Annotated in this window: 15 protein-coding genes; 9 read left to right on the forward strand and 6 right to left on the reverse strand. The window is 43.1% G+C overall.

Translation table 11 applies throughout. The annotated features are described in order from the left end of the window. The first annotated feature begins 65 nt into the window (after nt 1-65). The gene (locus QZ076_RS00740) at nt 66-944 is read left to right on the forward strand and encodes a hypothetical protein (RefSeq protein WP_293709396.1); all 879 of its coding nucleotides are present in this window, start codon (nt 66-68) and stop codon (nt 942-944) included. Between the two features lie 104 nt (nt 945-1,048). On the opposite strand, the gene QZ076_RS00745 is transcribed toward QZ076_RS00740, so the two are convergent. Further along, nucleotides 1,049-3,304, reverse strand: a complete 2,256-nt coding sequence (locus tag QZ076_RS00745) for an inorganic phosphate transporter (protein WP_293709398.1) — start codon at nt 3,302-3,304, stop codon at nt 1,049-1,051. A 603-nt stretch (nt 3,305-3,907) separates the two neighbouring features. Here QZ076_RS00745 and QZ076_RS00750 point away from each other — a divergent pair. Next, on the forward strand, nt 3,908-5,038 hold the full coding sequence (locus QZ076_RS00750; protein WP_293709400.1) for a porin: 1,131 nt from the start codon (nt 3,908-3,910) through the stop codon (nt 5,036-5,038). 120 nt (nt 5,039-5,158) lie between these two features. On the opposite strand, the gene QZ076_RS00755 is transcribed toward QZ076_RS00750, so the two are convergent. Next, the gene (locus QZ076_RS00755) at nt 5,159-7,102 is read right to left on the reverse strand and encodes a family 20 glycosylhydrolase (RefSeq protein ID WP_293709477.1); all 1,944 of its coding nucleotides are present in this window, start codon (nt 7,100-7,102) and stop codon (nt 5,159-5,161) included. Nucleotides 7,103-7,260: 158 nt separating this feature from the next. Between QZ076_RS00755 and QZ076_RS00760 the strand changes: the two genes are divergently transcribed. The 5 genes from QZ076_RS00760 (at nt 7,261) to QZ076_RS00780 (ending at nt 11,641) form a co-directional block, all read left to right on the forward strand. After that, complete coding sequence (locus tag QZ076_RS00760) at nt 7,261-7,974, forward strand: tRNA threonylcarbamoyladenosine dehydratase (protein ID WP_293709402.1); 714 nt, start codon at nt 7,261-7,263, stop codon at nt 7,972-7,974. A gap of 4 nt (nt 7,975-7,978) precedes the next feature. Next, nucleotides 7,979-8,632, forward strand: a complete 654-nt coding sequence (locus QZ076_RS00765) for an ABC transporter ATP-binding protein (protein WP_293709404.1) — start codon at nt 7,979-7,981, stop codon at nt 8,630-8,632. 23 nt (nt 8,633-8,655) lie between these two features. Then, nucleotides 8,656-10,026, forward strand: a complete 1,371-nt coding sequence (locus tag QZ076_RS00770) for a sodium-dependent transporter (protein WP_293709406.1) — start codon at nt 8,656-8,658, stop codon at nt 10,024-10,026. Between the two features lie 84 nt (nt 10,027-10,110). Further along, nucleotides 10,111-10,836, forward strand: a complete 726-nt coding sequence (locus QZ076_RS00775; protein ID WP_293709408.1) for a helix-hairpin-helix domain-containing protein — start codon at nt 10,111-10,113, stop codon at nt 10,834-10,836. Nucleotides 10,837-10,873: 37 nt separating this feature from the next. After that, nucleotides 10,874-11,641 carry an AAA family ATPase gene (locus QZ076_RS00780; protein WP_293709410.1) on the forward strand — a complete coding sequence of 256 codons (768 nt, stop codon included), beginning with the start codon at nt 10,874-10,876 and terminating at the stop codon, nt 11,639-11,641. Between the two features lie 2 nt (nt 11,642-11,643). On the opposite strand, the gene QZ076_RS00785 is transcribed toward QZ076_RS00780, so the two are convergent. Both QZ076_RS00785 and QZ076_RS00790 read right to left on the reverse strand, forming a co-directional pair. Beyond that, nucleotides 11,644-12,150 (reverse strand): flavin reductase family protein, encoded by a 507-nt coding sequence (locus QZ076_RS00785; RefSeq protein WP_293709412.1) that lies wholly within the window; start codon nt 12,148-12,150, stop codon nt 11,644-11,646. 40 nt (nt 12,151-12,190) lie between these two features. Further along, nucleotides 12,191-14,518, reverse strand: a complete 2,328-nt coding sequence (locus QZ076_RS00790) for a TonB-dependent receptor (protein ID WP_293709414.1) — start codon at nt 14,516-14,518, stop codon at nt 12,191-12,193. A gap of 197 nt (nt 14,519-14,715) precedes the next feature. Here QZ076_RS00790 and QZ076_RS00795 point away from each other — a divergent pair, with 197 nt between their 5' ends. Continuing rightward, the gene (locus QZ076_RS00795; RefSeq protein ID WP_293709415.1) at nt 14,716-16,116 is read left to right on the forward strand and encodes an alanine/glycine:cation symporter family protein; all 1,401 of its coding nucleotides are present in this window, start codon (nt 14,716-14,718) and stop codon (nt 16,114-16,116) included. 119 nt (nt 16,117-16,235) lie between these two features. Further along, nucleotides 16,236-16,562: a P-loop NTPase fold protein gene (locus QZ076_RS21960; protein ID WP_365324137.1), complete on the forward strand. Its 327-nt coding sequence runs from the start codon at nt 16,236-16,238 to the stop codon at nt 16,560-16,562. 12 nt (nt 16,563-16,574) lie between these two features. On the opposite strand, the gene QZ076_RS00800 is transcribed toward QZ076_RS21960, so the two are convergent. Together QZ076_RS00800 and QZ076_RS00805 are read right to left on the reverse strand one after the other, a co-directional pair. After that, nucleotides 16,575-17,795 (reverse strand): pitrilysin family protein, encoded by a 1,221-nt coding sequence (locus tag QZ076_RS00800; RefSeq protein ID WP_293709416.1) that lies wholly within the window; start codon nt 17,793-17,795, stop codon nt 16,575-16,577. Nucleotides 17,796-17,909: 114 nt separating this feature from the next. Next, nucleotides 17,910-19,862 carry a discoidin domain-containing protein gene (locus QZ076_RS00805; RefSeq protein ID WP_293709418.1) on the reverse strand — a complete coding sequence of 651 codons (1,953 nt, stop codon included), beginning with the start codon at nt 19,860-19,862 and terminating at the stop codon, nt 17,910-17,912. Nucleotides 19,863-19,864: the final 2 nt, after the last annotated feature.

The raw sequence follows: 19,864 nt of genomic DNA on the forward strand, positions 1-19,864 counted from the left end.
TCATGTAACGGGAACGCAACACACAAGACGTTATTTTGCAGAAAATAACAGATGACAATATAAATATGAACGACTTATCCGAACTCTATAAACGAATTGAATATCTAAGGAACAGCGGCGTAAAAATGAAAGAGATAGCCGATTGGGTCGGTATGGCCCCCAGCGTACTTTCATCACTTTACACAACCGTTTTACCCTCCTATTTCGATGCAACCAAGACAATGCCGCAAAACGAAGCGCTCGATCAAGCATTATCACTAGTCAATAATGTATCTAAAAGACGTTTGCTTACGGGGCTGGAAGAAACCCTGATCCGCTTGGACGAGTTGGAGCCGAACCAGCAACAGACACAAAAAAGAAATTCCTTTATCGAGTCGTTGAATGAAGAACTATCGCTTTCCGCACGAAGGTTATCCAATATATGCGGACTGTACAACAGTTATAGCCTGTCTTCTTCTTCCGATTGCTTAAAATGCGAGCCGTTCATCATCGCACTATCCGAAGATAAAGAGTATATCCGTATAGGCCGGCTCAATGCATACGGGGAAGTACAATGGGGAGTCGGTGTAAATGGCGATCCGCAGAACTTTTACTGTCTGTTCAGCGAAAGCCCCGTTCCACCGTTGATTCTGGTCACCGTCTACCTGCAAATCCCTATGTTCAGGAATCCCGGCCAATTACGCGGATTATACCTCGGACTGGATTATAACCGAAATCCGGTAGCTCGCCGCATCGTCCTGATAAAAGAATCGGAAAGCACATCCACCGAAGATTTTCTGACGATGAAAGGCTGTCTGATAGCCAAAGAGGATTTCACGCCTGAACAACAAGCCTATTACGACTACACATGCCAGACAGGCGATTATATAAAAATGTGTACCGTCCCTTCCCTCCATATGGATGAAAGCGACTTCATAAAAGAAAAGAAGATGCTGGCACTCTAGCCGGCATCTTCTCCTTATCTAAAATTAGTTTCACTTGGAAGAAACTTTTATTTCACTTAGGAGAAACTTTTGTTCCACCTAGAAGAAACTTTTGTTTCACCTAATTATTCTTTCTGAAACTTACGACTCACTTTGATCAGGTTTGCAGTAAACGAAACCACATTCTGCGCTTCCTGCACCATATTCAAATAGACCATACTGACCTTCGTGCTGCCGCTTTGCCCCTGGATACGTTTCAATTCGCCTTTCTTCAAGGCTGTAAGCTGGGAAGTCAGTGCGACAGATTCGGCCACCACATCGTCCAGACGATGATAATCGTTCTTTTCGATCATAGAAGCACAACGGTTGAGGTAAGCCACGATACTTGTCGTCATCTTGCCGAAATCTTCTTTCTGGACATCGCTCAACGGACTGAAGTTGTTGTCGACATGCTCCTTGCTTGGTTCTGTCAGACGACGGATACTGAATATAATCTCACTGGCGAAATCGTTACCCTGATAATAGTACAATCCCTTTTCTACCGCAATATCATGTTCCAGGTGAGTAACACCCAATGTTCCGACGCGTTTTACCTGCTTCAGATGGATCTTCTTCTCCTCTACTTCATTCAGTACTTTGCGTAATTCGCGAAGATTTTCGTTCATAAAGCCATGAACAGACCTGCTCAAGGCATCGGAAGCAAACTCCAATACAGAACTCAACTCCTCCCGGCTGTGTTCGCGGAATAAAGAGAGTGCTTCGTGGCTGTCGGTCGTATCACGCAGTTTGGCCACAGTAGTGTTCACTTCTTCCTTCAAGGCTTCTTTCTTAAGTTTCTTCTTATAAGCCACCTGATTGCGGATCAACATATAAATAGCCAGTCCAACCATAGCAGCCATAGCCGCTACACCACCGAAATTAATCACCAAAGCAACCAGGAAACAGATCGTGAATGCCGCCCCTGCCGTAATAAACCATCCGCCGATAACGGATAGTACACCGGTAATACGGTAAACCGCACTTTCGCGTCCCCAGGCACGGTCGGCCAACGAGCTACCCATTGCCACCATGAAAGCCACATAAGTAGTGGAAAGCGGTAACTTCAACGAAGTACCGAGGGCGATCAATAGCCCCGAAAGAACCACATTGACCGAAGCTCGCACCAGATCGAAACTGGCTTTATTTTCAAGAATAACTTCATCATTATTGAAACGGCTGTCGATCCAGTCCTTTACGCGTGGAGGAACCACACTCAAAATCGTACTGGATGCATTGTTGCAGGTACGTACCAGCATACGCGCGACCGGAGAAGTACCGAAATTCTCGTTCCCGTCCGACTGGCGCGACAAGTCCAGTGAAGTCTTCACTACGCTATGAGCCTTCTTGGAAGTGGCCAACGCTATTACCATCACCAAACCGGAACCTACCAGAAAATACCAAGGCGTCTGTGCCGGAGCCAGCAACGACCCCATCAGGAAGGTATCCGTTGTAGTTGTTCCCCCCTGTGCCACCAGATCCATATAAGAAGAATAACCGACAAGAGGCACACCGATGAAATTCACAAGGTCATTACCCGCAAAAGCCAGAGCCAGAGCAAACGTTCCCATCAGGACAATCACTTTAAAGACATTCACCTTTAGCCAATGAAGTACTTGCATCAGGATCGTAAAAAAGAGGAATGCTCCCCATACGATTTTATCCGTATTACTATATATAAGTGTTTTCAGTTCGCCGTCCATAAAGGAGCTTTCTTTCAATCCTTTTATCAACATAAAATAAATGATTGAAGTAGCCGCAAGACCACCGAACAAGGCTATAAAGTATTTCGTATGTTTCTTATAATTAAAGGTAAAAATCAGACGCGACAAATATTGTACCACCGTCCCGAAGAAAAAGGCTATGGCCACTGAAAGGAAGATAGCCAGGATAACGGTAAACGCTTTATCCGTATTCAGTAAGTTTCCCAGTTGCAGGGCACCGTCAGAATGAGCAATCTTAACCAGCGCAATAGCTACCGTACCTCCAAGCAATTCAAAGACCAACGACACCGTAGTAGATGTAGGCATTCCCAATGAATTAAATATATCCAACAATACGACGTCCGTTAGCATAACGGCCAGCAGGATACACATGATCTCGGAGAAAAAGAAATGTTGCGGCTGATAAATCCCATGCCGGGCAATATCCATCATACCGTTTGACAAGGAGGCGCCGACAAATATACCTATTGCGGCGATGACCATAATAACTTTGAAAGATGCGGCCTTCGAACCGATTGCAGAATTAAGAAAGTTTACTGCGTCATTACTGACTCCCACCGACAGGTCAAACACCGCCAGTACAAAGAGGAAAATTACGAGGAACAGATAGAATGTTTCCATAAACAATTGTTAGAGATTCGACAACAAAGGTCTGAAACAAATATTTCACATGTGTTACACGAATGTTACAAACATGTTACAACTGTTAAATCACCCTTAATATTAAAACACAGACTTCAGAACAATAAACAAAAAGTCATACGAGACCTCCGAACTCTCGCATTTCGAAACATTTTGCATCGCGGTGTCGCATATTTCATAACTACGACAGGCGGAATATGCAACTGTACCGATCAAAGAGAAACAGATCGGAATATGGGCTGAATTTTGTCTGATTATCAGCTAAAATTGACTGGTTTATGAAACAAATTATACTGGCAAATAGTATACATTTGCTTTTGAAAACTTATTGGGAAATAAGGGGGTCGGTTAAGTTAGAGAGGGAAATGCCTGGAGTTAAATCCAGACTTTCCCTTTCATTGTTTTTATATCTTCCGGAAAGTAATATTTTTTCTTCTCATCAGTAGGGGTATTTACAAATCTTCTGTCTTAATAATAAAGATGCAACTTAAGTTTCTAACCAATATCTTTACAATATCACTTCGATTTTTCCATTTTTTTCGTTCCTTTACAGTGTTAACACTGTAAAGGAACACTTTTTTCATGAGACACGTAACAACCCTGCTTCTGATAATACTCTACACTTTTCCTGTTTTCGCATCTCCGGGCTCGTCACCTATCGACTGGAAATTATCCGGCCGTTTATTTCTGGATGGCGGAACTTACATCCATTCTCCCAAGTCATTACACACCGGAGCCCATATATCCGATGTCCGTCTGGCAGCAAAAGTACATATCTATTCGAACTGGTATACAAAGATCGATATCGGTTTTGCCAACAATAAAGTAACGATGAAAGATGCTTTTACCGAATACGGTAAAGACGGTAATTATTTCCGGGCCGGTTATATGCTTGGTTATTATAGTATAGATCAGTCTACCAGTACAAACGACCTTGTTTTCAATACGGCATCAAACGTAGCCGAAACATTCTATCCGGATCGCCGGATCGGTTTGTCTTATACCCGCTCGCTTCCCTCTTATTACTTTTCGGCCGGAGCGTTTTGCGGTGACGGGCTTAGTTTCTCGGAAACAACCAAACCCGGTTATAATTTTTCGGGACGTATCGTATGGCGTCCGGTCAATTCTTCCGAACAATTATTCCATATTGGAACTGGTGCCTTATTCAGAGTCCCGGATGAAGATACAGAAGCAAAAACTCAACAAATCCGGTTAAAAAGCAAAGGTGTCACTTATATTCCTTCTCCACGGACTTTAGAACTGACTGTCGAAGATGCCAGAAACCAGGTCCAGTCTAATGTGGAATGTCTGTTCTTCCGGAACAAATGGTTGCTTCAGACCGAATTCTTATATACTAATATCCACTGGAAAGATCATAAACCATCCTACTCGGCTCATGGCGGCTATATTATGGGCGGTTTCCTGTTAAAAGGAACAAAATACGCATACGATACCCTGGATGCAATACCGGTAATGCCGGAAGATCCCCACTCTATTTTACTGGCCTGCCGGTATAATTACACCAACCTGAATGATTTCAGCAGTAATACGACAGGAGGAAGCCAACATGATTTATCGATCGGTATCAATTACTATTTCAACAAATATATTTCCTCCCGCCTGAATTATGCACATCTTTGGATGGATAAATACTCGGCATTAGGCAAATGTGGGATTAACATGATGCAACTGCGGTTACAGGTTCGGTTTTAACTCATTATTTCCTTATATTTTTTGCACTCTTTCTAGGGGTTTTTCTTACATGACAAATCCTAAAATAACCGTCACAGTTATTTAGGACTTGTCAATAATAGATTTATGCTCTTCTGCTCTTTACTTGCAATAATTCAATACCTCTACATTCTTAATCGTACTCTTGAAATCGCCCGCTTTCTCTAACGGGAAAACCAATGTCCGTACATAACTCATAGAGTCTTTTCCGCCATTAAAGAAACGTTTCTGAATATTCAATTCTTCTTTCAGATCTCCGTTAATATACAAACGTGTAGTTTTTTCATCACCACTGATCGCTACGGATGCTTCCTCTTCGGGATAGAACTGATAATTAAATGTATTCAGATAACCGTCACGGGCAAAACCTAATTTACCGCTAACGGGATCGGACAAATAAAATACGGCATCGGGAGAACGGAATAATTCTGTTCCGGGCTCTTCTTTGACAGACTGGACATCAAATGAAACCGTATAATGATAACCAATCTCTTTCAAACCCGTCTTTGTATTCGGTTTTAAAACATCCTGATTGTAAACAGCACGAGGCTTGTTACCCATGCGTCCGGCAATATTTACACCTGGACCTTCACCCAGTGCGGTACGCATCGTATTGAAGGTCTCATAAGGGACCTTGCAATCTTTGCCTGTCCACATCTTAACAGCCAATGTCTGCATGGCAGGGAAAACACGGTAATGGATATCCTTCGTACTGATCCCGTTGCCTGCATGATCGTTCCACACGGCAAACATTCCACCTTTGATCTGTTTATGTCTCTCTGGGAAAACTTCTTTACCGATATGTGCCGGAGTCCATTCCTTATACAACATTTCCGTATTCAGATAGTCGTAATAATAACCGGCAGCCGGAACGATATACAGATAGCCGTCGGGGACACTCACCAGGTCGTATCCCTGTTTGATCATTTCCTTCGGGTCGGCATAACCGTTGTACCAGGCACTCATCAATACATTCTTCGATTTAACGGGTGTATCGCCTTTGGCATGAGTCAAAGCACCCCAAACACAAGCCTGCTTGCCGAAACTTTCTACAAAACGGATATAATGATCAGTGAATTCGCGGAATTTCTCTACTACATCCTGCTTTTTATTCGAATATTCGTCGGTTCCGATGTGTACACGTTTTCCGACAAAGACAGGATTACGGCCTTCCAGATATTCGCGGAAAAGACTGTCGACAAACTGATAGGTTTCCGGTTTGAACAGATCCAGATGATCCATTCCGTATTCCTCGCTGCCAACTTCCGGACGGTAATGCGTCAGTGCCAACGAATGGGCGGGGACGTCTATTTCAGGAATGATCTCCACGCCCAGGCTATCCGCCATCAGCTGGAAATCGATAAATTCTTTCTTCGTATAATAACCGTCGCGGGCAGTCAGTCCCGGAAAAAATTCACTTTCCAGGCGGAATGCGGCATAGGTCTTGTTCCAATCGTGTTCAAAGTATTGTTTGAATGCGTTATCATTCAGGTGAACCTGCAACGTATTCATCTTATAATAGGCCATCATCTTTACATAGTCGCGCAGGAAATCCATCGGGATAAACTTACGGCCGCAATCCATCATAAAACCACGAATCGCATAGTCGGGATAATCGCGCATCGAACCTTTAGGCAATGCCTGGTTATTGTCTTGCTCGGTCATCTGAAGGATTGTACGGGTCGCCCAATATAAACCTTTAGCCTTTGGGGCCGATACAGTCACACGGTCTGCTATTTTCACAGCATATCCTTCTTCACCCAACTGTTTGTCACCGGACAAGGAGAAAACAAAGTCACCGGCGGAAGCTCTTCCCTCTACAACAGCCAACTTACGACCAAACATTGTCTCGTAGTCTTCGGCAAACTGATTGGCAATTTTGTTGACGGCAGGATCTTTTCCTACACAAACAATACGAGAAGTGGGAGATGGAGTAAACAAACCTTGTCCCCCTCTCCATTCCTGCAATTCGGGTATGACAAACGGTTTTTCGTTATTGGCAGCATAACCTTTACCCACGAAAAGTGTGCATGCCACAATCAGCATTAAATAGCGTTTTATATTCATTGTATTTTAAATTAAGCGCACAATATTACTGCTTTTTAATCATCCGGACAAGCTTAAAATGAAGGAATAGTTAAAAGATGACTAATTAAAAGGCAGTTTCTGAATGATTTATTACTTTTGTGTTCAAAAACATATTAATGAGTTACAATTGGAACACACGGACGGAGCTATTACTGGGGGCCGACCGGATGGAGTATTTGTCACATTGCCATGTTTTAGTCGTAGGATTAGGGGGCGTGGGAGCTTATGCCGCCGAACAGATTTGTCGTGCCGGGATCGGGCACATGACAATCGTTGATGCCGATACGGTGAACGCCAGCAATATAAACAGACAGTTACCTGCTTTACATTCCACCATCGGGATGCAGAAAGCAGAAGTCGTAGGTCAGCGCCTGTTGGATATCAATCCACGTTTAAAACTGACCGTGCTTAATGAATTTCTCCGTGACGAACGGACAGAGGAAGTTCTATCCGCCACAAAATACGATTTCATCGTGGATGCTATCGACTCGCTCAGTCCGAAAGTTTACCTCTTGTATCATGCTAACAGGCGTGAAATTCCTATTGTCTCCTCTATGGGAGCAGGTGCAAAAATCGATCCGTCGCAGGTGAGGCTGACCGATATCTCTAAAACCTGCAACTGTGCACTGGCTAAAGCCGTACGTAAACGGTTACGTGGAATGGGATTGAATAAAGGGATCCCGGTTGTATTCTCAACAGAAATAGCCAATCCCGAAGCCGTAGTGGAAGTAGAAAACGAACAATGCAAACGGACAACCACCGGAACTGTCTCTTATATGCCAGCTATATTCGGTTGCTATCTTGCATCGTATGTAATAAGAAATATATAACCAGATGATACAAACACAAGGAATTACCAAAAGTTTCGGAAACTTACAGGTATTGAAAGGCATCGACCTTACGATCAATAAAGGTGAAGTAGTTGCTATTGTCGGTCCTAGCGGAGCCGGAAAAACGACCTTATTGCAGATCATCGGAACGCTTGATTCGCAGGATGCAGGCAGTTTATATATCAACAGGACAGAGATCGGGAAACTGTCCGAAAAAGAATTGGCGGCTTTCCGTAATAAAAATATTGGTTTTGTTTTTCAATTCCATCAGCTACTACCTGAATTTACCGCACTGGAAAATGTAATGATCCCGGCTCTAATTGCACGCGAGAAGGCTTCTGATGCGGAAAAGAGGGCAAAGGATATTCTCGATTTCCTGAAACTATCGGATCGTATGACACATAAGCCGGCTGAATTATCAGGAGGTGAAAAACAGCGCGTAGCCGTTGCCCGCGCATTGATCAACAATCCGTCCGTAATCCTGGCCGACGAGCCTTCAGGTAGCCTGGACACAAAAAATAAAGAAGAATTACACAGCCTCTTCTTCGAATTACGGGATCAGATGCACCAAACCTTCGTTATCGTGACACACGATGAGCAACTGGCTACCGACACAGACCGCGTAATTCATATCAAAGACGGGGTTGTTTTAGAATAGGTATAAACTCAGTAGAATTATTTATGGCAAACAAAGATAGAGTAACTTTTGGTAGTAAAATCGGAGTAATATTGGCAACAGTAGGTTGCGCCGTGGGCTTAGGTAGCATCTGGCGTTTCCCTTATATGGTGGGAGCCAACGGAGGGGCGGCTTTTCTGTTGGTATTCATGATATGCACTGTCTTGCTTGGTCTTCCGATTATGATTACGGAATTTTTCATCGGCCGTCATTCGCGCAGTAATGCTGCCGGGGCTTTTAAAAAGCTGGCTCCGGGCACCCAATGGCCTTTGATCGGCTACAACGGTGTTCTGGCGGCTTTCCTGATATTAGGCTTCTATTCCGTAGTCTCCGGCTGGACTTTAGAGTATATCTGGCAGGCTATGACCGGCTCGCTGGCAGGAAAAACAACGGCTGAATTTACAACCGCCTTTGAGACATTTTCATCGAGTGCCCTTCGTCCGATAGGTTGGACAATCGCCTTCATCGCGTTGACGCACATCGTTATAGTATCCGGAGTGGAAAAAGGGATTGAAAGAGCTTCCAAAATTATGATGCCGGCGCTCTTTATCATACTTCTCGTATTATGCATTCGCTCCGTCACTCTTCCGGGTGTACAGGAAGGGCTTGCTTTCCTCTTCAAACCTGATTTCGACAAGATAACTTCATCCGTCATCTTAAGCGCGATGGGGCAAACGTTCTTTTCATTAAGTATCGGTATGGGATGCCTGATCACTTATTCGTCTTATTTCGGGAAAGATACGAACCTGCAACTAACGGCTGTGCAGGTCACCGTGCTGAATACGCTGGTGGCATTATTGGCCGGTATCATGGTGTTTCCTGCCGTATTCAGCTTTGGCATTGAACCGACAGCTGGTCCGGAACTGGTATTCATCACACTTCCGAACATCTTCGAGCAGTTGCCGTTTGGCAATGCCTGGTCGTTCATCTTCTTTATCCTGTTGGCTTTAGCTGCCCTGACATCTACCATTTCCCTGCATGAAGTGGCTACGGCTTACGTACACGAAGAATATCACATGACAAGAAAGAAAGCTGCCTGGATCGTTTCAGCAGGTGTTGCTGTCATCGGAGCCCTCTGTTCGCTCTCTTTCGGTTTACTAAAGGAATACACTATCGGCGGTCTGATCATTTTTGATGCATTGGACTATCTGACAGCCAAAATCATGATGCCTCTCGGAGGTATGATGATCTGTATTTTCGTTGGCGTACGCATTGAAAAGAAAGTATTGAAAGCCGAACTGACCAACAAAGGCACCATCACTTTCTACTTCTTCAACGCATACGCATTCTTCATAAAATACATCGCTCCTGCCGCTATCGGCCTGATCTTCCTGAACGAATTGGGACTGATCAAAAAAATAACCTCCTTGTTCTGAAAATAAAAAGATATAAGTTACTTGCTTATTTACAGGTAACTTATATCTTTGCAACAGAATATTTAACATTAACAATACCGAACTATGAACTGGCGTGATTTACTCTATTTCTCCAAAGGAGAACGCAGGGCTTTAACCCTCCTACTCTGTCTTATCTCTATTTCCTGGATCATTTTATTATTGACAGATAATAAACCGGAACAAATCCCTAAAGAGAATGCTCTGATCATTGAACCGGCTAAACCGACTCAAACAATCGTTTCAAACGAACCTGAACCGGAAAAGGGCAAAACACCTGCATCCGGGAGAAAAAACAATTCCTCCCGGGAGAAAAAGGAATTTCATCCGAGAGGAACTCCCAATATACCCGGGAGAAAGACTTTCCCCAAAACAGAAAAATACCCAATCGGAACAGTCGTCGAATTAAACACTGCCGACACGACCTCACTGAAGAAAGTTCCCGGTATCGGAAGCACTTTTGCCCGCCGTATTGTTAAATACAGGGAACTGCTGGGAGGCTTTTACTCCGTCTCCCAACTTTGTGAAGTATATGGGATCGATGAAGAGCGGTATAATGCGATGAAATCGTGGTTTTCGGTAGATGTGAAAATTATTTGTGAACTATTTGTGAACCAGGTGCCGATCAAAAGTCTGTACAGGCATCCTTATATAAACCCGCAACAAGCACATATTATCGAACAATTACGTAAACAGAAAGGAAAACTCTCCGGTTGGGAAAACCTGCAACTACTGGAAGAATTTACCGAAGCAGATAAAGAAAGGCTGACACCTTATCTGTCATTTGAATAAAACAGGAAGTTTATCTACATTTGTAAAAAAGAAAGCTATGATTTACCTCAAACAAGTTCAATTGCTCAACCCAGAAGAAGTAGAAGGGCCGCTGGAAGATCTTAAATATCCGTTTAAGGCCGCAGCAGTACGGTATATAGACTCGATCGTGTTCCGTAAACCCGTCACTTTCCTGGTTGGTGAAAACGGAGCCGGCAAATCGACCCTGCTGGAAGGGATCATGTTCAAATACGAAGAACGAGATGAGGACCAACAAGGTATGCTCTATGATGGTGTGGAAGCCTGGAAATCCTATTCAAACGTCTTGCCGCAATGTATCCGCCTGATAGAAGAACGGAAGCCCTTCGATCATTTCTTCTTCCGCGCCGAATCCTTCTTCGAACATGCGGCCGAAATAGATGCCAAATCGATGAAAGACATTCTGAAATACGGACGCGATTATTCAATGGGAGCCTACGGCGGACACCGTTTGCTGGAACAATCGCATGGGGAAAGTTTTCTAAGTACCTTTTTGAATTATGCCGGAAGAAACACGCTTTTCATCCTTGATGAACCGGAAGCAGCCCTTTCACCTCAGCGGCAACTGGCTTTATTAGTTCGTATCCGTGAATTGGTTGGACAAGGCTGCCAGTTGATTATTTCAACTCACTCACCCATCATCATGGCTTATCCGGATGCAGATATTTATTCGATCGAAGAGGATGGAGCCTATATTACTCCGTATGAGGAAACACAACATTACCAGCTAACGAAGTATTTCCTGACTCATACGGAGCAAATGCTCAGGGAGCTGGGAGTAAAATAAAATTACTTTTCCCAGGCATTCAGTATCTCTGCGACATAGACGTTATGCGGATTACCTGCCATAGCGCTATACCATTTCTCAAACAGGGCCGGATCGATAAAACAATCTTTATCCATCTTTGTCAGATAAAGAGTCTTACACTCCAAAGTCAGACGGGATTCCTCAAAACAGGGGTTTCCTTGTTCGGTAAAGCAGGGAGTCAGTCCGGTAGCCGCTACTTTATCGATGTCACGACCAGATTTAGAGCCGCATATTTTATGCGCCGCTTTGTGTTCCTCACCCAGGAAGGAGAGCGTAAAACAGCCCTTTTCATCGACAAACTCACGTGTGTAGCGTTCCGGGCGGATGAATACGAACACCACCGGTTTATTCCAGAGGAAGCCCACACCACCCCAACTGGCAGTCATCATGTTAAACTTCTCCTTATCGCCGGCACTTACCAGCATCCACTCTTTTCCGATAATTTCGATAAAATTGTCTTTTATCAGACTGGGTTCAATTGCTTTCATACTTTATACGCTTTAATTTCCCTCAAAGATACAAAGAATATCATTTACCCGTACTCATTACGCCGGAGTCGTTATCAGCATTGTTCAGACGTTTCTGACCGGCTTTATAAGTTCGGCCAAACGAGAAATTATATGTTACGGAAGCAACGAACAACCGGGAACTTTCCTTGATATACATCGACTTCTTGTAAGAGGCATGCTGATTCCAGTTCTCAGTCTGTACTTTATAATTATCAGAGAACGGATTGAATGCTCCGACGCCCAACGATAAATTCTTATGGCTGTAACGTACCATAAACAACTGAATATTTTCACCACCATCCAGTGTTTCACCCCAAAACCAGTTCCAGTTCGTATTCATCTGATACATCAACATGAACTTCTTCCAGGTGAGCGACGCCTGTGCTTCGCAATACCAGTTCGTATAACGGTGAGAATAAGTATTACCGTTGCTGATATAATGGTTTACACCACCGGTAAAAGAGAATTGCAGAATATCCTTGATCGGTCCGACGCGGAACATGGCAGAACCAGTCACACGCTGCCAGTTTTTCTGGTTATTCCAGGTCTGGATAATTTTATTCCCTTCCTGATATTTCTCATCCATAATGGGGTTAGGCAGGTATTCGTAAGCACCATCCAGATTTGTATAGAAAATTCCTTTCTGGTACTCGTAGGTAAGAGCAAGACGATAGCGCATATAAGCTTCCAGCGTTGGATTACCGCGTTGCAGTTGTAAAGAGTCGATTACCTGCTCGATCGCACTCAGGTTTCCTAAAGAAGGAGACGAATTGCCGACAGATCCTCTCAGGCGGAGAAACGATTGTCCGGGTAAAGCATATTGCAAGGTAAAGCGGGGATTAAATGTATAATACTGGTAAGAGTCGTCTGTTCCTTCCTGTTTGTAAAACGAGCGCGATGCGCCGACTCCCAGCGTATAGTCTAGCTTTTTAACTTTCCCTTTGAACTCTCCATAGAGATAACTCTCCGACTGATCCATGTGCGTATCATAATCATGTCCGTTCCGGTATTTATTATCGGAAAAAGACTGTGTATGACGGATACCGCCACTCAATCGGTTTCCATTCGTCAGCTTCTTTTCATAGATAGCCTCGCCGATTAGGGAATATTTATTACCGGAAACGCGGTTATTAATGTCTGTCAGCAAATCTTCACCGCGGCTTTCCTGATAAAAGCGATGGGAAGAAGTGCGGTTGTAAGTGCCTACCACGTTGAAGACCAGCGTCTGGTCGTTCTTCAAATTACGCTGATAATATAAGTCTAGCGCAGGCACCTGGTTATCGCTGCTATTCAAGTCTACCATATCCACATAGTCCGCCAGATTATCCTGGTTAGATAAAGTACCGCGATAATCCCAGTGCGGCTGATGGTTATTCCAATAACGGAAAGTGGCATTAAACAAATATTTTTCGGGATCTTGTACACTGTAATTCAGGTTCAGGTTGTGCATAAACATACGCCCATGAGCAGGAATACCTTCCTCCTTCCGATGCAGAACGGTGCCATCCGCCAAATGGAATATTTCCTCGTTATCCCTGGAAAGACCATAAAAGTCACGCGGTCCGATCCGGTAAGAAGCGCCGAACTCCGATTTCTTATGATTGATTTTTCCCGAAACACGATGTTCGCCCCACAAAGCATTCAGTCCCTGGCTCATATCCACACTAAAACTACCTCCTGTCTCCGGACGGCGGACAATATAATCGAGTACGACTTCCGCATTCCCATAACGTAGCCCAGGATTATCATGAAACTCGATACGAACAATGTCGGCAGGCAATAACGCTTTGACTTCATCGGTCTCCACTTTCACCCCGTTAATACGAAGCTGTACTTCACCGTTTCCCGGCACTTTAATCTCGCCCGACATCGGGTTCACCTGTATCTTCGGCAACATCAGTTGTTGCAGCAAGTCCATTCCGTTGGTAGAAGCCTTCACCTGACGTTCGGAAGGGAACACCAGTTTACGGTCTGAGCGGCTACTGGTGTTGGAGGCACTGACTGTGACACCATCCAGCGAAACAGCCGCATCTTCCATCGGGATATCATTCAGAACGACACTCTTATTAAACCCCTTCAAAGACACATATTGCGTTTCATACCCCAGACTGGATACAGCCAGCAGGTAATCGCCTGCACCCACTTTATCCAATGCAAAACGCCCCTTTCCATCGGTAGTTGTTCCAAGAATAAACACCGAGTCGGTTGTTTGCAGTACTACATTGGCAAACTCGAGCGGCTCTTTATTCCGTCCATCCTTTACCAAACCTTTTATCCCTAAATTTTGAGCAAAAACTCCCTGTACCATGCAGCCAAGCAGCATGATCCCGAATATAATCCGTTTCATAAGTTTATTGTTTATTTCTTTTCGGCAGGGTGGCCTTTCCTGCTTTCTTGTTCGTTTCTGTTAGTAAGACGAAGTAAGCCGGAAAAAGGTTACATCATTCCGGCAAAAAAATAGAACTATTTTTTTCACACCTGTTTAACATCTTATCTTACAGAATAAAAGAAAACGTCTATCTTTGGCTAAAACAAACAAAACACATGGATATATTAAACACCTGGATTAGTGCCATCAACGATGTATTATGGTCTTATATACTCATAATCATGCTGTTGGGATGTGCAATATGGTTTTCCTTCAAAACCCGCTTCGTACAGTTCCGCATGATTAAAGAAATGATAAAATTGCTTGGCGACTCCACCGGAAAAACTAAAAACGGTGAAAAACATATCTCTTCCTTCCAGGCTTTTGCGGTGTCATTGGCCAGCCGCGTAGGAACAGGCAATCTGGCCGGAGTAGCCACAGCGATTGCAGTCGGTGGTCCGGGTGCCGTATTCTGGATGTGGATCATCGCTTTACTGGGTGCTTCCAGTGCATTCGTCGAATCGACACTGGCTCAGCTATACAAAAGAAAAGGGAAAGACTCTTTCATCGGCGGCCCTGCTTATTATATGGAACGCGGACTCGGATTACGGTGGATGGGCATATTCTTTGCCATACTGATCTCTATCACATTCGGTTTTGCCTTCAATTCCGTACAGAGCAATACGATTTGTGCAGCCTGGGAAGGAGCATTCGGTTTCGACCACCGGATCATTGGCGGGATATTAACCATGCTGACTATCCTGATCATTTTCGGAGGTATCCAGCGGATCGCCAAAGTAAGTAGTATCATTGTTCCGGTCATGGCTCTCGGATATGTAGCACTGGCATTGGGTATCGTACTTTTCAACATCGGGAAACTTCCTGCCGTACTGGAGTTGATCATTAATAATGCCTTCGGATGGGAACAAGCCATTGGCGGCAGTATCGGTGCAGCCTTGATGCAGGGTATTAAGCGAGGATTGTTCAGTAATGAGGCCGGTATGGGTTCCGCTCCGAATGTAGCAGCCACGGCTGATGTTTCTCACCCGGTAAAACAAGGTTTGATCCAAACACTAGGCGTTTTCACCGATACTTTAATTATATGTACCTGTACAGCTTTCATTATCCTTTTTAGTGGTGCACCGCTCGACGGATCAGTTAACGGTGTACAGCTTACGCAACATGCACTGACCAATGAAGTAGGAAGCGTAGGAAGTATCTTTGTCGCCATAGCAATTCTGCTGTTTGCTTTCAGCAGTATCATCGGTAACTATTATTATGGCGAAGCAAACATACGGTTTGTTACTCAAAAGAGGAGCGTATTGTTTACATATCGCCTGTTAGTCGGTGGAATGGTGATGTTCGGAGCCCTGGCAAGCCTTGACCTGGCATGGAGCCTGGCCGATATAACAATGGGACTGATGACGATCTGCAACCTGATTGCCATCTCCCTCCTCAGCCGTCAGGCATTCCTTTTATTAAACGATTATATCACCCAGAAGCGAAAAGGAATAGCAAGTCCCGTATTCACGAAAGACAGCATCCCGGAACTGAAGGACAAGGCTGAATGCTGGTAAAAACCATCATACATTTTGTATGATAAAATATCGTATATTAGCATATATCAAAAAGAGAAAGACATGGCGGCAAAGACAATAAATTCCTTTCCAATAACAGGTTATGAAGGAAAAGATTATTGGAGAATAAGAGAAATACGACACTCATTTCTCTCAGAAGATTAGGTAAATCGGCTTTAATCCATCGCCTTTTTGATGAATTAAGTCAAGAACAATCCTATCATTGTATTTACATTGATATATATCCGACTCAAAGTATTAAAGAATTTACAGAAAGTCTATCTCAGGCAATCCTGCAACAAATACCGAAACATAAAAGTATCGGCAAACAATTTTTGGATCTGCTAAAAGCTTTCCATCCCATTATATCTTATGATGCATTAACCGGAGCACCAGTTCATAGTATCAGGTATACGATGTATTCCTGTCCCGCTGGCTGGAACTGACTTTTTAGCTTCTTACTGATAAATCAGACTAAACAACCGCTCTGGAGCAAACACTTCATTTGCTACGGTCAGTATCTCTTCGGCAGTCAGGCTTTCTACTTTGGCAAATACTTCCGGCAGCGTATCATACCGGTTATAATGCAGGAAACTCTTTCCCAGACCGAGAAAAAGTCCTTCTTTGTTATCCCCGGAAACACCTAACTGGCCGATTACCTGCTTTTTGGCAGCAGCCAGTTGTGTGGCGGACAACTTGACATCGCGTATCTTACCCAATTCCTTGTGAACCAGCTTCAAGGCTTTCTCCATATTCTTAGGATCCGTACCAAAATAGATACTGGCCAGACCGGTATCGGTATAGGAAGTTACATTCGATTCCACATTATAAACCAACCCATGCTTCTCACGAAGCGAAACATTCAGGCGGTTGTTCATCCCCGGTCCACCCAACATATTATTAAGCAGGAACAACGGAATCCGCTTTTCATCATGCATACTATAAGCACGACTACCGATCAGTACATGCGCTTGGTGTGTATCTTTATGCACTTTTCTCACACAAGGTTTAATTGCACCCGGAGCCATACGGTTACGCGGAGCTACCGGAAAGGCAATACCCGACAAAAGACCTTCGGCCATCTTCACGATCTTATTGAAATTAATCCGTCCCATCGAGAAGAACACCATATTCTCCGGTGCATAAAAGCGATGCATAAACGAACGCCCCGACTTAGAATTGAAAGTCAATAAAGACGCCTCATCTCCTAATATATTATGCCCCAAAGCATGCCCGTCATAAAGCAAATTCTCGAATTCATCGAAGATAAGTTCCGAAGGGCTGTCCTCATACGAATTGATTTCATCCAGAATGACATCCACTTCTTTCTCTATTTCCTGCTGCGGGAACTGAGAATGGAAGATCAGATCGGTCAGCAATTCCAAAGCTCGTTGATAATGTTCTTCCATAAAAATGGAATAAACAAAAGTCTCTTCTTTAGTCGTATAGGCATTCAACTCACCACCTACATTCTCCATCCGGTTCAGTATATGCCAGGATTTACGTTTTTCGGTACCTTTAAACATCATGTGCTCCACGAAATGGGCCAGGCCGAACTCGTTCGCCTCTTCATCGCGGGTTCCGGCATTTACTGCAAAGCCACAGTACGAAACCGGTGATTCCATCGGTAAGTGTACCATACGAAGACCATTAGATAAAATATGTGAGAAGTAATGCATTGTATCTTTTTGCTTTAATGACCCACAAAAGTACAACAAATAAGAACGATAGCACCGTTAATAGCCCAAAAAGATATTTTCTATAGTTTACAGAGACTGAAATAACTATAAAAATCACCACCAAATCTGACAATCATCTTCATAAGTAAAAACTCTCTCTTCTTTCCCACGAGTATGATCATGGAGTAAAAGTAGTGCATTCTCTGGTACATTATCATACATTATCTTATAATCATCTGCAACTTTCTTACCTAAAGACTTCCAGCCATCCTCCCAATAGAATAACTCATATTCATCTCCGGGAAACACACCATTATTATCAGTCCGGGGGGAATAGCTTATTTTATTTATTTTCAATTCACTTCCCATATCAAGAGCAATAAAATCCCCTAATTCTTCTCCTGCATAATACGTTTCAATATTACCATCAAAGGCTTTCCCTATACTGGCTGAATTTGTTTCTTGAGAAGTAAATGCTGTACCTTTTACTTCCCCTTCATCAGTAAAAAATCTCAATTCTCCAACATTTAACAAACACGAATCAGGTGCAACATAACGAATATAACGATATACTGATGAAGATAAAACCTTTACTTCTGTAATAACAGACGAAGGCGTTTCTGATATCCGGTGAATTACTCCTTTCTTTGAAAAGTCAGGAGTATTTGAAACCTCAAAATTTCCCCCCTTCATCTGTTCTATATATCCCACTATATGATCATACAAAGGATATTTCCGATAAACACTTACACTTCTACATCGTGAATGATCCGGATTAAGAAACTTCAATACCCCATCTTCCTGAAGAATAAAAGGAGCGGTTATCGCCCTCAAACGAAAACCAGAAATTGCCATCGGTAAATAAACAATACCTTTACCTTCCTGTTCATACCCTGTAATCCTATTTTTTCCAAAAAGCTTACCACGAGCCAGTGATTTAAATAAAAAACAAGAATCTTCTTTTTTACTTCGCATCACTGGCACCCAGTTTCGATTGTCAAAGGTACACAAATAAGCTATTCTTACTTTTCTATCCGAGGAAATACATACATCCGAAAGCGGCATATCATATTCAATTGTAACATCTTTCCAGTCAGGATGGTTAAACACAGATCGCATACCCGCATACTTCTCTATATTGTCTGGCTGTATTTGATAAACTTGTCGATATATCTTTGAAATCTTGTACTGAACATTATTCACAGCATCAGGTCCAAATCCTATATCAACAAACAATCCAGTCGTATCTTTTACTACATTCCATCGATGGCCTGAACTTCTGTTTGCCCATGCAGGAATAACCTCTGAAGCTGCAGGAACTCCAATAGCCCGTAACGATTGAGTCAGGTAAAACGAAAGATGTTCACAACTTCCCATGCCAGTATCTTTTATTTCTTCAAATGAAAGCGGATATGGATATTTTGACATGCCTACATTATAATGTAGCTTTAAATTAGGAATAATATATTTAGCTATTTCCAACGGAGAAGAAAGAGAATCCAATAGACATCCAAATCTATCAAAACCTTCTTTCCTCCAATTATCCAAAGGCTCATCCCCATCCCGGTAAGGTAATACATAATTACAGAAGTCCTCAAACGTATATAAAGATGATTTTTTATACCGCTTCCAGGCTTTAAAGGCCAAATCGATATTTTCTATCAAATAATCAGCCGTAATAACATCCAAGTCATATACTTTATATTCTTCCGGATTTTTTTGTAATACTGCTATTGAATCAAAGTACTGGTAAACTTTGGATAATGCAGGATCCCAACCTACAGGATCATCAGGCAAAGAGTTTAAGGCTTGTTTATATTTGTCACTATTCTCTTTTGGAAACACTGCATATTTCTCCGGCATATTTTCTATCAGATAATATGCCGCTTTAAGACTTAATGTATCCCCTTCTCTTTTATAATGATCGATCACTATTTCTAGTTCGACACTATTTTTCCCAGCTTGTTTCAATGCTTTTGCAACACCTACAGGGATATCTGAGTCCTGCTTTGAACAAGCTCCAAATACCAATAACAGAATATATATAATTACCGGCTTTTTCATCATTT

This window comes from uncultured Parabacteroides sp. (assembly GCF_905196875.1).
Classification (GTDB): Bacteria; Bacteroidota; Bacteroidia; order Bacteroidales; family Tannerellaceae; genus Parabacteroides.